Raw genomic sequence first — 13,989 nt, 5'->3', positions numbered from 1 at the left:
AGCTCCTGCGCGCGGGGGCTCAGCGCCGGGTGAGCGGCTCGCAGCCCTGCACGGTGACCACACCATCGGCCTTGGTCAGGATGATGATGATCCGCTCCTTGGCGTTCGCGGTCTTGAACTGCGGGAACTTATCCGCCGACGTGGGGTCGGTGGTGATCGTGCACAGCTCGAACAGCCCGGGCGCGGCACCCTTGCTGGTGTAGGTGCCGGCGGGGATGTCCTCCCCGACGATGTAGTCGCCGTCGCCGTACTGCTTGGCCTTCTGCGCTTTCTTCGCCGGCGCCTTGGTCGGCGTGGGCTTCGGCTTCGGCGGCGCGGGCTTGGGCGCCGCCGATGTGGCGGGTGCGGTCTTCGGAACCACTGCCTTCTTGGGCTCGACGGGCTTCGCGGTGACCGTCACGGTCGCCGTCGGCCCCGCGGCGGTGATGGTCACCGTCGCCTGCACCGCCTTGGCCTCACTGGCCACGGTCCCCTTGTCGTCACCGTCGATCGTGGACCCGATGAGCCCGAGCAGCATCAGAAACCCGAACAGACTCCCCACGCTGATTCCGACGATCGCCCACGGCGACATCCGCTTCTTGACCGGCGGCGGCTGATACGGATACGGCACCTGAAAACCGCCCGGCTGCGTCTTCTCAGGCTCCGGGTACTGCTGGCTCATGCGCCGATCCCCTCGTACGGGTGGTGTGTTCGGAATGTGGGGGGATGGTGAACATACCGGTGGTACGGGAGATGCGGCCGGGCCTGGGCTGATTTGTTACCGGCCCGGTACGCGGAGGGTCTTCCTGAACTCGACCTCGTCCGCGCCTACTTCACCACCCGAGCGCCCCACCACCACCGCGCCCGGCGCCACCCCCGCGAACGCGGGGACCAGAGCGCGCCGGCGCCCCTCATCTCCCCGAGGTCGGAACCAACCCCGCCTTGCGGGGACCACCCTTGGCACATGGTGTGGGTCATCGCACCCATCGGACCAACCCCGCACGGCGGGGACCACGTTCCTATTGCAACGCTCAATTCAACGCAATCAAGCGCGAGGGCCTTCTGCGTTGTGTGGCCGGATGCGAGAGCCCCGTCTGGTCGGTCACCGGTCGGGGCTCTCAAGGTGCGTGTTGTTGCTCAGTTCATGTCTGTGCTGCGTTGTGGTGTTACAGGTTGGCGGCGCGGGCGAGGGAGACCAGGCCGGCGAAGGCGTCGGTGGAGACCATCAGGACGGGTCCGCTCGGTCGCTTGCTGTCCCGGAGGGGGACGATGCCGGTGGCGGAGGCGTGCGAGGGAGACCACTCGACACATTGACCACCGTTGCCGCTGTATGAAGACTTGATCCACATGGGGGGTTCGGTCGTGGTCGTCACGGGGTGCCCTTTCGTACCTCATTGATCATGGACACGGAGTCCGCCTGCGGAAGCGCGTACTTCTGCAGTTGATAGTAGGCCGACAGTGTGGGGTCCACGAAGCGGCTATCGCGCTCCAGATGGCCCCGGTGTGCGCTCTCCGCGTACGACATGACAGAGCGGCCCGGCAGAGTCAGGATTGTTACCGGTAGGTTGAAGGGGCGGCGCTCTCCCATGGAGAACGGGGCGATTTGCAGCATGGCGTTGGGCTGCTCCGCGAACTCCAACAGCTTGTCGAATTGGGCGTGCATGACCTCCGGGCCACCCACGTACCTGCGAATGCAACTCTCGTCCAGCACGGCGTGGATCAGTGGGCGAGGGGTCCGTTCGATGGCGGTCTGCCGGTCGGCAACTATCGCTACTCGTTCGCGTGCGTGCTCAGGTGTGATCGCGCCACGCGCCACGCTGTGATCTTCGATGGTTGCTGCGTACTCAGCGGTCTGAAACAGCCCTGGGATAACCCCGACCTCGTACAGTCGGATCTCTACGGCTCTGCCTTCGTACCCGATGAACCCCGGGAATCCTTCGAGAAGTGCGCCGTATTTCATGCCTAACCACTCGCGTTCGAACGATTCTTCGGTTCCAGCTAGGCCGAGTACAACGTCGGCGCGGCGACAGAATGGCAAAGTCGCAATCTTCAGCCCAGTTTCGACGTGGGATACCTGGGTCGGCGAATACTGCATCTCGGCGCCGAACTCTCGCTGCGTCCATCCACGGTGTTCGCGCTCGCGGCGAAGTCGGGCCCCCAGGGACGCCTGTGGACTTGCGTCCGGATTGAGTTCCTTCCGGTTGACCATATGCTCCCCAACTTAGCTTGCTGGATTCCCTAGTTGAACCGTTCTTCACCCTAGGTCAACCTGAATTCGCCCGGTAGTGGTTTCGCTACGGAGAGGAGTGGTCATGTCTGGCAGGAACCTAGCGGATCAGGCGGATCAGGTGCCCTGGCTTGGCGTTGGTGAACTGGTGTTTGACATCGCTGAGAATGCGTTGGGGGTGGTCATGGACACGGACAAGGTGGATGGTCGCTTTTCGCTCCGTCCGCCGAAAGGCGGGGTTGAGTAGACCGCTGTGAGAGCGGACCTTCGACCGGCCGGTGTGATTGACCATCTCCGCCCCGTGCTCACTGAGTTGAATGCGCGCAGTAGCGGGGGCTCCTCGCGGGGATGACCCGCGTATTCCAGTTCTGAAAGTGTCCGCTCCCGTTGTGTGGGGCGGTCAATCCGGTCCGTCTGACGGTGCCTTGGACAGCGATGGTCAGGCGGGCCGGGCTCCATGAACCCCCTCGGTTGGTAGGTCGGTCCGTCCAGCCGAGGGAAGAGAGGGTGCTCCGCATCCTCTGGCTCCGGTCGTCATCGGTGCCCGGACGGCCGGGGCCGCTACCTCTCACGGCAGGAAGCATGACGAACAAACCCAACACAACTCTGGACGAACTACGAACCGCACTCGACACCCTGGCCACGTGGCCCGATGTGAGTTGGGCGGATGTGACCGCACTCGCGGGCAAAGCCGTACCGCTCGTATGGGCCGCACTCAAGGAATCGACGGTGTGGGACGAGCTCTGCCCTGCGGACCGTGCCGCCCTCTACTGGTCACTTTTCGCGGGCCACGGTATCGAGGCGCAGCGACATTCCACGGCTGCCAACGGACAACCAGCGGTCCATGACCTCATCCGCGAATGTGCCTACTTCGCCGTCCACTGCGAACGGGCGCGTGCCCGATGGCCCGAAGCTGAGGGACGGTACGAGGAGAGGGAAGGGGCAGAACAACACCTTGAGTGGTACAGGAGTTACCCGCCCGAGTGGCGTGCCGAGGTCTTCCGAACGCTGGAAGTCGAACACCAGCTGATACGGCACTCCGATGAAGGCCGCCCATCCCTTTCACACGTGCTGGGTCGCGTTCACGATCGCGTCTTTGACCACGACACGACCCGTATCGACAAGGGGTACGGAGCTGAAACCGCTGTGCGACTCGCAGCGCTGCCCGAGGGATGGCAGATCGAGACCATCCGACGCGTTGCAGCGGGCACCCTGCCCGGCCACGCGGTGAGCGCTGCCTATGACGCAATCAGCGCACTTCCCCGCTTTGGCGTGGAGCTCTGCCCCATGCCCCCGCCGTAACCGGCCCATGAAACTCCGCCCCTGCCATGCCTTCCCGCACACAACCGGCGGGGGCGGTTCCCAGCACCACGACCATTCGTTACAACAGGAGGTATCCCTGTGGGAGCCAACGGGCAGATCGAAGAGGCGAACGGGTACGACCTCGGAGCGAACGAGACGATCGTTCCGGTAGACCCGCCCGCCGAGGACACGAACGACGAGGACAGCGACGGAGATGGACGGTAGCGGCGGACCTCCAGAGGACTCGGGCGTGCGCAATACCTTGCGTATGTTCCTGAAAGCGGATCTCCCCGAGGACTCCGAACTGTCATGGGTCTGCCCGGTCCACCAAGACCTGGACGCCATGAAGCTGCTCCTGCGATCCCGATACGTATGCGGCCACTGCACCAGGACCAGCGAGAACCCGGCCGCCTGAGCGAGTTCGCCGCCAACTTTTCCTGGGGGATGCCGTGCTGGCGCGGTTCACCTGTGGTGATCCGCTGGCCCAGCACATCGGCAATCGATCGCAACTCCGGGCGCGAGGTGCCCAACCCCATCAAACGGCGGACGCATAGCCCTGCCGTTGAACGTGAGACGCCCCGGTGGACCGCTTAGGACCGGTCCACCGGGGCTCGCCAGAACAGCTTTCTTAGGAGCTGAACGACGTATGCGCGACCTTATCGCGTGCGCCCTTGCGTGGGTGCTGAGCCCCTTCAGGGCCAAACGCCGACCCGGACGACACTCCGCCGGGTATCTCGCCCATCGCATGACCAGTACCGTCATCCCGCAGCAAGCACCGGAGGATACGTCCAGCTCCCAGGCGTGGGCCCGACCGTGGAGCGGCCCGAGTGCAGCGCTCGCCCGCTCGGTCTTCCGGGCCGAAGAAGCAGAGGCGCTGACGCCCGAATGTCGAGAACGATTCTTCGCCACAGCGTGGGCCGAACTTGGCTACGACTACTCGTACGTGGCGGACGGCGTTCATCAAGTGTGGCCCGGGGCGGCAGCATGAGGCGGGATGGGCTCACACGCCGAGTGCCCAAGGAGGTCGGCGCGCTGTGCTGCATCTGCAACCGCTGGACGCTCGCACCCTTGCCGGTCCGCCACGTCGAACGCATGAGTGGCCCACCGGTAACCCTCCACGCGTGCCCCACCCACGCCGAGACCCTGACACCGGCACCGCCGTTCCACGAACTCGATCCGGACAACTGACCACCACGCCGCCCCACCCCCGCGCCCGCGGGGACCACGACCCCAGAGGCGACGTCCTACTCCCACCCCATGGACCACCCCCGCCCCGCGGGGACCACGGACTCGGCGCCACGATCGCCGCGTTCAAGGACGAACCAACCCCGCACCCGCGGGGACCACCGACAGACATACGCCGATGTGAGGTACCGCCCCGGACCACCCCCGCACCCGCGGGGACCACACGCTGGAGAACAGCAGTCGGGCCCGGTAGTGGGGACCACCCCCGCACCCGCGGGGACCACGCTGCTATCGGTCCGGCCTCGCACGAACGAACCGGACCACCCCCGCACCCGCGGGGACCACTCCCAGATCCGGGTCCAAGCACCACGGATCGCGGGACCACCCCCGCACCCGCGGGGACCACACCGCGCTGGCGGTGGGGGCGGTGATCTTGACGGGACCACCCCCGCACCCGCGGGGACCACTACAGCCAATCTCAATACGGCGAATATTCGGCAGGACCACCCCCGCGCCCGCGGGGACCACGCTACCCCGGACCCGTACGCCGACCCGCTGGCAGGACCACCCCCGCGCCCGCGGGGACCACCCCCGTGCCACCCACATCGACGCCAGTGCTCTCGGACCACCCCCGCACCCGCGGGGACCACAACGCTCGTCGTCGCCCGATGGCCCGGAACCACGGACCACCCCCGCACCCGCGGGGACCACACTTCCTGAGCTGCTGCGATGTTAGCGATCATGGGCCGTTTCCTTTAGTTGGAATCCGGCTGCCCAATCTCTGCACATCGTCCCTGCCCCCTCCACCCCCGCCAGTTCCAGACAGGGTCTATCCGCCCCTATCGATCGCACTTGGCATCTAACTGGACAAGAACGGTCAACTCCCGTCCGCTGTCAGTGTTGCGCTCTAGGCTCCGGAGTCAATCTATCGAGGGCGGAGGAGGCGACATGTCCGGATCGAACTTCAAGGGTGAGGAGTTCATCGATCCCGTTGAGCCTGTCCCGTCCGGTGGTCGTGGTCGAGGCGCGCAGGAGGGCGCAGAGCGCACCGAATTACGTACCGCACCTTCCGCCGCTGCCCCGGGTACGGCGGGTTCCCCAGGGCTTGAGCGTCAGGGCCGGGATGACCGCTATCTCCTTCTGTGGGGCAAGTCCGAGGAGAAGGCCGGGGGGACGGCCAATCCTCTGCTGTCGCATCTTCTCGACACCGCTGCCGTTGCCGAGCAGCTCTGGGACACCTATCTCGCCCCCGCCACCCGGCGAATGCTCGATCACACCGCGACCGGGGGCGTGGCGGGTAGCGGGCGGGCGTTCTTCAGCTGGCTCTGTGGGGTGCATGACATCGGGAAGGCCACACCCGCCTTCCAGCGGTTGTGGCCCAAGGGGGCAGAGGTCGTTCGTGCTGCCGGGCTCCGGTGGAACAGGCATGTCGTCGATAGGGTCCGCTGGCGGCACGACCGGGCCGGGGCGCATCTGTTGTGGCGGCTGTTGCCCGTCGGCGGTTGGCAGGACGAGCACATCGAGTGGGTGTGGCCCCTCGTCGCAGGGCATCACGGTGCGTTCCCCGGGCTGTACGCCACCAAGCCGAAGTCCCGCGACCTCGTGGGGCGTGCGCCGTGGCCCGCGGTGCAGTCGGCGCTGCTCCGGCACTTCACCGAGCAGTTGGGGTTCCCGGATCTCGCCGCGGTGCAACCGGCGAACGTGCCGTCGCGTGCCGATCAGCTCCACCTCAGCGGCCTGATCGTCATGGCGGACTGGATCGCCAGCGACGAGCAGCACTTCCAGGGCGTGGACGACATCGAGCGCGTGACCTTCGACCATGCGCGGGAGCGGGCGGCCCTCGCCTGGAAGTCGTTGCGCCTGTCCGGTGGCTGGGGCCAACTGGCCGTACCGGGGCCCGAGGTGTTCACCGACCGGTTCGGCCATGGCGCCCGCCCGTCGCAGACGCTCGTCATGGACGCGGCCCGCCGCATGGAGGCCCCGGGGCTGCTCGTCGTCGAGGCCCCCATGGGCGAGGGCAAGACGAAGGCCGCACTGATGGCCGCCGAGATCCTCGCCGCCAGGTTCGGCGCCGACGGTGTCTTCGTCGGGATGCCCACCCAGGCCACCAGCGACCCGATGTTCAGCAATGTACGCGCCTGGACCAGGGCCATCGACGACGATCTCGCCGATCGTGTCGCGCTGCTGCACGGCAAGCGGATGTTCAACAAGGAGTGGCGCGAGCTGCTGGAGGGCGCATCGGGTGACCCGGACGCCCGCTTCCGCATCGACGAGTACGGCGACTGCTACGACGAGGATCAGTACGGCCTCACTGCGCCGGCCGAGGGATGTCCTCGGCCCCGCGGACCCGCCGAGTGGTTCCTCGGCGCCAAACGCGGACTGCTCTGCCCCTTCGTCGTGGGGACCATCGACCAGTTGTTGTTCGCCGCCACCCGCACCAAGCACGTGATGCTGCGCATGGCGGGACTGGCCGGCAAGGTCGTCGTACTGGACGAGGTCCATGCCGCCGATGTCTATATGTCCCAGTTCTTGAGGGAGGGGCTGCGTTGGCTCGGGCAGGCCGGCACCCCCGTCGTCCTGCTGTCGGCGACCCTCCCGCCCGCGCAGCGCCGTGAGCTCGTCGACGCCTATCTCGCCGGCGCCTCCACCCGTGAGGAGTTCACCGCCGACGCTCTGCCCGAACCGTCCGGCTACCCCTCCGTCACTGCGGTCTGGACGGCCCCGGACGGCTCGGGGCCGCGCTATGACGTGGATAGTGGGACGGGTTGGCGACGCGAGGACCTGAAGGTCGCCGTCGAGCTGCTGCCCGAGCGCATCCCCACCCAGCGGACCCCCGTCGAGGACCGCCAGGCCGCCCTGGCGGACGCCAATGCCTCCCTCGTCGAACTCCTCGGGCGCGAGGTCGGAGCCGGAGGCTGCGCGCTCGTCATCCGTAACACCGTCGAGCGTGCCCAGACCCTCTACAGTGCCTTGCGCGAGCACTTCGGTGACGATGTGCACTTGCTGCACGCACGACTCGCGGTCGGTGCCCGCGCGGATCGCACCGCGACCTGTCTGCGGCTGCTCGGTGCGCCCGGTGCCGAGACCTCGCGGCCCCGGCGGTTGATCGTCGTGGCGACCCAGCTCGCCGAGCAGTCCTTCGATGTGGACGCCGACCTTCTCATCAGCGACCTCGCCCCCATGGACCTCCTCCTTCAGCGCATCGGCCGCCTCCACCGACACAACGGCACCAGCCGACCCGAACGTCTCCGTGATCCCCGGGTGGTGATCACCGGGTTCGAGCACGACCCGGGCAGCGCGGAGTCCTTGCCGCGGTTCCACGGCGGCTCCGAGTTCATCTACGGACGCCATCTGCTGCTCCGGACCGCCGCCCAGGTCTTCGATGCCGTCGGCCGTGCCGTTCCCTGGCGCATCCCCTCCCAGGTGCCCGGGCTCGTCGCCGACTGCTACGACCTTCCGTCGACGTCCGCCCGAGCCGCCCAAGACATCGCAGAGCTACCCGAACAGGGCACCGAGACCGAGGCAGACCCGGAGGGCGCCGAGACCCATGGCGGCACGGACGTACCGACCGAGCCGGAGGACGGTCTGATCCCGTCCGCGTGGCGGACCGCAGCCCGGAAGTTCCAGGCGGATTGGGAGACCGAGCAGCGCGAACGGGCCGAAAAGGCGGCGGTCTACCTCCTCACCCGGGCCGGTGACCGCGAGGGCGAAACCCTCGCAGGACTGCACTACGCCTCGGTACCCGGTGGCGGCCGGGACACCGACCTCGATGCCGTGGTCCGCGACGGTGAGCCCAGTACGGAGGTGATCCTCGTCGTCCGCGACGGTGACACCTATCGCACCCTCTCCGGACGGGCCCTGACCGTGAACGGCGATGTGTCCGACGAACTGCTCGACGACGTCCTCGGCGGTACGGTCCGCCTCCCGTCCCGCTACACGGACGAAGCCGTTCGCCTGCCCCCGCTGCCCGGCTGGCTCGGTCATCCCCGCCTGCGCTACAGCCCGGCCCTCGTCCTCGACGCCGAACACCGTTCGGCCGCTCTCGCCGATCGAATACTCCGCTACGACCACGCCCTGGGCTTGGTCGAGGAACGCCTATAGCGGCTCCGCCCGCACGGTGATCGGGTCTTTACGACAATATTCAAACTTCCTGTCAAATCCCTTGTGGCTGAGTAGAGTTACTGCCGCCTCACAGGGAGAGGCAGTGCTTGGGGGGAACCAAGTTGTTCAATCTGCTGGATGAGCCATGGCTGCCCGTGCGCCATGGTGATGGAGCCGTGTGCGGTGGCTCCGGGGCGGTCGAGGACATCGGAGTACGTCGGCTCCTGCTGGAGGCCGATCGGTTCCAGGACCTCGTCGTCGACCTGCCCACGCAGAAGCCCGCGCTCTACCGCCAGGTGCTGCTGCCCATCGTCGTCGACGCGTTGGGCAGACCGACGAAGGCGGGCGAGTGGACCGCCCTGTTCGAGGCGGCGGCCTTCACTCCGGCCCAGCGCGCACAACTCAACGACTACCTGGACGAACACCGCCACCTCTTCGACCTCTTCGACGTCGAGCACCCCTTCGGCCAGGTCGCCGACCTCCGGACCGGTAAGGACGAGACCAAGGGGTCGGCGCTGCTGGTGGCGACGGCGGCCACCGGCAACAACGTGCCGTTGTTCTCCTCGCGCACGGAGGGCGATCCGCTGGAGTTGACTCCGGCGCAGGCCGCCCGCTGGCTGCTGCACACCCACTGCTGGGACACCGCGGCCATCAAGACCGGCGCGGTCGGCGATCCGCTGATGAAGGCCGGAAAGACGACGGGCAATCCCACGGGGCCACTGGGGCAGCTCGGTGTCGTACTGCCCCGGGGCCGGACGGTCTACGAAACGCTGCTGCTGAACATCCCGTTCGGTCAGGCGCTCCTCTCCACCGATCAGCCGCAGTGGCGCAGGCGGTCCCGGGACGGCCGGGCGGAAGACTCCTGCGGCACGGCCGTGTGGCACACCAGGCCCGCCCGCGGGCTGCTGGACCTGTGGACGTGGCAGTCGCGTCGGATCAGGCTGGTCCCGCAGGAGACCCCTGCCGGGACCAGGGTCACCAGGGTGATCGTCGCCGCCGGCGACCGGCTGACCGTGACCCCCGACATCGAGCCGCACACCACCTGGACCACTCCGCGCATCCCGGCCCGCCCCAAGAAGGCGACCGCCTCGCCGAAGGCCGCGAAGGCCGCCAAGTCCCCGGCATCCGAACGGCCCCGCCAGCACCGCCCCGGGCAGGCCGCCTGGCGTGGTCTCGGGGCACTGCTGGCCCTCGGCAGTGTCACCGACGACCGGGAGGCGACCACCAAGACCGCCGGGTTCCGTACCAGTGTCCTCCTCGGCAACCTCACCGAGGCCGCGGACCGGATGTCGAATGCGTACCCCCTCCAGGTCGAGCTGACCGGGATCGTCTACGGCAATCAGTCCGCCGTCATCGAAGACGTCTTCTTCGATGAACTCCCGCTGCCCCTGGCCGCGCTGGACCCGGAGGGCGAGGTCTGTGAGGTCCTGCTCCAGGTCGTGGCCGAGGCGGAGCAACTGGCGACCGCGGTCAATCACCTTTCGGCTGATCTACGGCGTGCGGCCGGCAGCGAGCCGATCCCGTGGGACAAGGGCCAGCGCCCCGGCGACACCCTGCTGCACGCGCTCGACCCGGTGGTGCGCCGACTGCTGGTCGGCCTGCGGAAGGTCGACGCATCCACGGATGGGGACGGACCCGGCGACGACGAGCACGAAGAGGAACGGTACGAGGAGGAACGGTACGGAGAGGAGCAGTACGAGGAGGAACGGTACGAGGACGACGCGGAGGAAGGTGATGAATCCGGGCGGTTCGAGCCGGGCCGATTGGCGTGGGAGCGGAAGGCCGGGCAGCTCACCTGGACCGTTGCCGAACAGATCTTCTCCACCGCATCGCCCGGAGTCTTCGTGGGGCGAAAGAGCGGCAAGGAGGGCAAGGAGATCGTGCACCGCCTCAGCACTGCCGAACGGGCCTTCCGTATCCGGGTGAACAAGATCCTTCCCCGTCGCGCAGCGCACCTCCGCCCTCCCCACCACAGTGCCGAATGACCCGGTCCCGGACCGGGCGGCGTGACCGGAGCTCCGATCGGAGCCCGTACCGCCGCGCGACCTGATGGGCCGGGACCGCCGAAGCCCGGTCACCTGCCCGCCCGGTCACCCGACCTCCCTGCCATCCGCCCGCCCGGTGTTCGACCCTGACCGCGTCGAGCACCCCACCGAACACCGACCCGCGCCCCACCCCCAGAGCGGCCACTTCCCGAGTGACCACCGCCTGACCGACCAATGCCTGACCGACCACTGCCCTGACTGACCGCCACTCGAACGACCACTGCCCTGACTGACCGCCACTCGAACGACCACTGCACGGACGACCGCTGACCGAACGGGGTCAGAGCGGGGTCAGAGGCGGGGTCAGAGCGGGACCACTCCCGGAGTGACCCGCACCGGAACCACCCGATGCCGGACATCCCGGCAGCCGAATGACAGTGCCTGCCGTACGCCAGAACGATCGAAGGGGGACCGACCGCAGTGCCCACCAATGCCCGCGCCGATACCGATACCGCCGCCCGGGTTGCCCGCCGCTACTGGAACCAGCACGTGACCGGAGACGGCCACTGGCGCAGGGACGCCTTCACCGGGTCCGAACTCCGGGCCGCCGGTGAGGATCTCGCCGCCCTCCGCTCAGGCTTGGGACGCCCGGCCGCAACCGTCCCCGCCCTCTGGCGCTACTACACCTCGCCCGTCGACGGCCGGGTCACCCGCGAACTGGAGGCGGAGCACGCGGCGCTCGCCCTCTACGGTCTGCACCAGCAGAGCCAGAGCGTCCCCATGCACCGGCGCGGCATCACCATAGGTGCCGCCCTACGCGCCCTCCACCGCAGCGGCCGGTTCAGCGAAGAGGCCGTGGACCGCCGTGTCGCCGCCGCCGTGCACACCACCGCCGTACCGGCCCTGCTCTATCGACTGCGGGGGCTGATCACCCAGCTCCGATCCGTACAACAACCCATCGACTACGACCAGTTGATGTCGGACGTCTGGCGCTGGAGCCACCCCGAACACCGGCAGCGGGTGCGCCGCGAATGGGGGCTCGCCTATCACGCCTGGGGGCCCTCCTCGCAGGACCAACCCGGTGAGCGGAGCCGCTCCCGTGAGTCCGAGGCGGCCGGCAAGGACGGCACCGGCCCGGCCCAGCGGCCCACGTCCGCGCCTTCGACCCCGTGATGCGACCCGAGAACACCCCGGAGGACCCCATGGCGCTCCCCGCGTCCCGCACCTACATCGACGTCCACATCCTTCAGACCGTCCCGCCGGCCAACCTCAACCGTGATGACCAGGGCAACCCGAAGGAGGCGTACTTCGGCGGCGTCCGCCGCTCCCGGGTCTCCTCCCAGGCCTGGAAGCGCGCCACCCGTACGCACTTCACCGAGCGACTGCCCCGGCAGGACCTGGCGACCCGTACCCGCAGGGTGGCCGCCGCGCTGGCGGAGCAGATCGCCGACGGCAAAGCGTGCGACGACGAGTCCGCAGCCCGCCTCGCGAACGCCCTGCTCGCACCGCTGAAGATCAGCGCGGGCAAGAAGGAGGGCGACACCGCCTATCTGTTCTTCTACGGCCGCAGCCAACTCGCGGCCGTCGCCTCCCTCGTACGCGACCGGGCCGCGGAACTCGCAGCCCTGGACGACACCGCGTTGGCCGAGGAGATCAAGAAGCTCCCGGTGCAGGAGAAGTTCAGCTCCGGGCACCCCGTGGACGTCGCACTCTTCGGCCGGATGGTCGCCGACATCCCCGCCCTCAACGTCGACGCGGCGACCCAGGTGGCGCACGCCCTGTCGACCCATGCGGTGGAGCTGGAGTTCGACTACTTCACCGCCGTCGACGACGAGCAGAAGAAGGGGGAGGAGACCGGCGCCGGCATGATCGGCACCATCGGCTTCAACTCCGCGACCCTCTACCGCTATGCGTCGGTGGGGCTCCACCAACTCCGTGAGAACCTCTCCGACGACGAGTCGACGGTCAGCGCCGTGGAGGAGTTCCTCACCTCCTTCGCCCGCTCCATGCCCACCGGCTACGGCAACTCCTTCGCCCACCGCACGCTGCCCAGCCTGGTCGCCGTCGTCGTGCGCACCGACCAGCCGGTCAACCTGGTCTCCGCCTTCGAGGAGCCCGTCGCCGTCACCTCCGGCATCGCCGCCGCCTCCGCCCGCAGCCTCGCCCAGGAGCACGCCAGAGCCGTCAGGGCCTGGGGCGACACCCCCGCGCTCACCGCCCTCTGCCACACCTTCGACGAGTCCGACGACACGGCGAAGCTGCTGGAGAGCGCCTTCGGCGAGGCCGTCGCCTTCCCCGAACTCCTGTCCCGGGTCCGGGCCCACCTCGCCGAAGTCCCCCAGCAGGCCGCACGATGACCGGTCCCGACGACGGCCCGGCGGTCCTGCTGCTCAGATTGGCCGGACCCCTCCAGGCATGGGGCTCACGCAGCGCCTTCAACCGTCGGGAGACGGGCGCGGAGCCCACCAAGTCCGGGGTGATCGGTCTGCTGGCCGCCGCCGCGGGATACGCCCGCGAAGACCCGCTGGACGAGCTGCTGCCGCTGCGTCTCGGCGTTCGCGTCGACCAGCCGGGCACCCTGCTGCGCGACTACCACACGGTCAGCGACTACCGGGGCCGCCCGTTGCCGCAGGCCGGGGTCACCGCCAAGGGCGTCCAGAAGCCGACGGCCCCGGCGAAGAACACCCATGTCACCACCCGCTACTACCTTCAGGACGCCGTCTTCCTCGCTGCCGTCGCCGGCCCGCGCGAACTGCTGACCGGCCTGGACGGCGCGGTGCGCGCGCCCGCCTTCCCGCTCGCACTCGGCCGTCGCTCCTGCCCGCCCACCCAGCCCATCTCCCTGGGGCTGCGCGAAGGCGAACTGGAGGATGCCCTTCGCAACGAGCCCTGGCAGGCGTCCCGGCGCGCCCGTGAGCAGTACGCCAAGCAGTGGGGCCGCGACCGGGGGCACGGCAACCCCCTCTACCCGGCGCGCGTCGACCGCTCGGTCACCGTCGAAGACCCGGACGGCGATGACGTACTGCACGACGCACCCGTCTCGTTCGACCCTCACGCCCGCCGCTTCACCAGTCGTCGCGTACGGCACGGCTGGCTCAGCATTCCCACCGGCTTCCCGCACACCGACGACCTCGACCCCGAGGGCGCCACGGACGACGGCGCCACAAGCGCCGGCCACGACCCGTTCGCCCTGCTGGGCTGGTGACCCCA

The 13,989-nt window shown here is 68.5% G+C and carries 13 protein-coding genes and 1 CRISPR repeat array; of the genes, 10 read left to right on the top strand and 3 right to left on the bottom strand.

The window, feature by feature from the left end; translation table 11 throughout:
• Nucleotides 1-19: 19 nt before the first annotated feature.
• The 3 genes from ABZ348_RS15500 to ABZ348_RS15490 all read right to left on the bottom strand — a co-directional run bounded on the left by ABZ348_RS15500 (nt 20) and on the right by ABZ348_RS15490 (nt 2,188).
• Nucleotides 20-661 carry a hypothetical protein gene (locus ABZ348_RS15500; protein WP_358933175.1) on the bottom strand — a complete coding sequence of 214 codons (642 nt, stop codon included), beginning with the start codon at nt 659-661 and terminating at the stop codon, nt 20-22.
• A gap of 484 nt (nt 662-1,145) precedes the next feature.
• Nucleotides 1,146-1,328, bottom strand: a complete 183-nt coding sequence (locus ABZ348_RS15495; RefSeq protein WP_358933340.1) for a DUF397 domain-containing protein — start codon at nt 1,326-1,328, stop codon at nt 1,146-1,148.
• 20 nt (nt 1,329-1,348) lie between these two features.
• The gene (locus tag ABZ348_RS15490) at nt 1,349-2,188 is read right to left on the bottom strand and encodes a helix-turn-helix transcriptional regulator (RefSeq protein ID WP_358933173.1); all 840 of its coding nucleotides are present in this window, start codon (nt 2,186-2,188) and stop codon (nt 1,349-1,351) included.
• Nucleotides 2,189-2,291: 103 nt separating this feature from the next.
• Here ABZ348_RS15490 and ABZ348_RS15485 point away from each other — a divergent pair, with 103 nt between their 5' ends.
• From ABZ348_RS15485 to cas5e, 10 genes are all read left to right on the top strand, one after another.
• Entirely contained in the window at nt 2,292-2,453 is a 162-nt protein-coding gene (locus ABZ348_RS15485) for a hypothetical protein (protein WP_358933171.1), read from the top strand.
• A gap of 335 nt (nt 2,454-2,788) precedes the next feature.
• Nucleotides 2,789-3,508: a hypothetical protein gene (locus tag ABZ348_RS15480; RefSeq protein ID WP_358933169.1), complete on the top strand. Its 720-nt coding sequence runs from the start codon at nt 2,789-2,791 to the stop codon at nt 3,506-3,508.
• A 99-nt stretch (nt 3,509-3,607) separates the two neighbouring features.
• On the top strand, nt 3,608-3,733 hold the full coding sequence (locus ABZ348_RS15475; protein WP_358933167.1) for a hypothetical protein: 126 nt from the start codon (nt 3,608-3,610) through the stop codon (nt 3,731-3,733).
• Between the two features lie 25 nt (nt 3,734-3,758).
• Nucleotides 3,759-3,923, top strand: a complete 165-nt coding sequence (locus ABZ348_RS15470) for a hypothetical protein (protein WP_358933165.1) — start codon at nt 3,759-3,761, stop codon at nt 3,921-3,923.
• Between the two features lie 231 nt (nt 3,924-4,154).
• On the top strand, nt 4,155-4,496 hold the full coding sequence (locus ABZ348_RS15465) for a hypothetical protein (protein ID WP_358933163.1): 342 nt from the start codon (nt 4,155-4,157) through the stop codon (nt 4,494-4,496).
• A gap of 210 nt (nt 4,497-4,706) precedes the next feature.
• Nucleotides 4,707-5,404: a CRISPR direct-repeat array (repeat unit 28 nt; unit sequence GGACCACCCCCGCACCCGCGGGGACCAC).
• A 237-nt stretch (nt 5,405-5,641) separates the two neighbouring features.
• Nucleotides 5,642-8,794, top strand: a complete 3,153-nt coding sequence (gene cas3, locus ABZ348_RS15460; RefSeq protein WP_358933161.1) for a CRISPR-associated helicase Cas3' — start codon at nt 5,642-5,644, stop codon at nt 8,792-8,794.
• A 107-nt stretch (nt 8,795-8,901) separates the two neighbouring features.
• Nucleotides 8,902-10,779 carry a type I-E CRISPR-associated protein Cse1/CasA gene (casA, locus tag ABZ348_RS15455; protein ID WP_358933159.1) on the top strand — a complete coding sequence of 626 codons (1,878 nt, stop codon included), beginning with the start codon at nt 8,902-8,904 and terminating at the stop codon, nt 10,777-10,779.
• Between the two features lie 480 nt (nt 10,780-11,259).
• Nucleotides 11,260-11,952, top strand: coding sequence for a type I-E CRISPR-associated protein Cse2/CasB (gene casB, locus ABZ348_RS15450; protein ID WP_358933157.1), 693 nt, complete (start codon nt 11,260-11,262; stop codon nt 11,950-11,952).
• Nucleotides 11,952-13,136, top strand: a complete 1,185-nt coding sequence (gene cas7e, locus ABZ348_RS15445) for a type I-E CRISPR-associated protein Cas7/Cse4/CasC (protein WP_358933155.1) — start codon at nt 11,952-11,954, stop codon at nt 13,134-13,136. The genes casB and cas7e overlap by 1 nt, the downstream gene beginning before the upstream one ends.
• A complete protein-coding gene (gene cas5e / locus ABZ348_RS15440) occupies nt 13,133-13,984 on the top strand; it encodes a type I-E CRISPR-associated protein Cas5/CasD (protein WP_358933153.1) in 852 nt (283 codons plus the stop codon). The genes cas7e and cas5e overlap by 4 nt, the downstream gene beginning before the upstream one ends.
• Nucleotides 13,985-13,989 lie beyond the last annotated feature (5 nt).

Origin of the sequence: Streptomyces sp. NPDC005963 (assembly GCF_040638655.1) — a bacterium.
GTDB lineage: Bacteria > Actinomycetota > Actinomycetes > Streptomycetales > Streptomycetaceae > Streptomyces.
The sequence above is the reverse complement of the archived record's forward strand: the minus strand, read 5'-3'. Positions and strand labels throughout refer to the sequence as shown.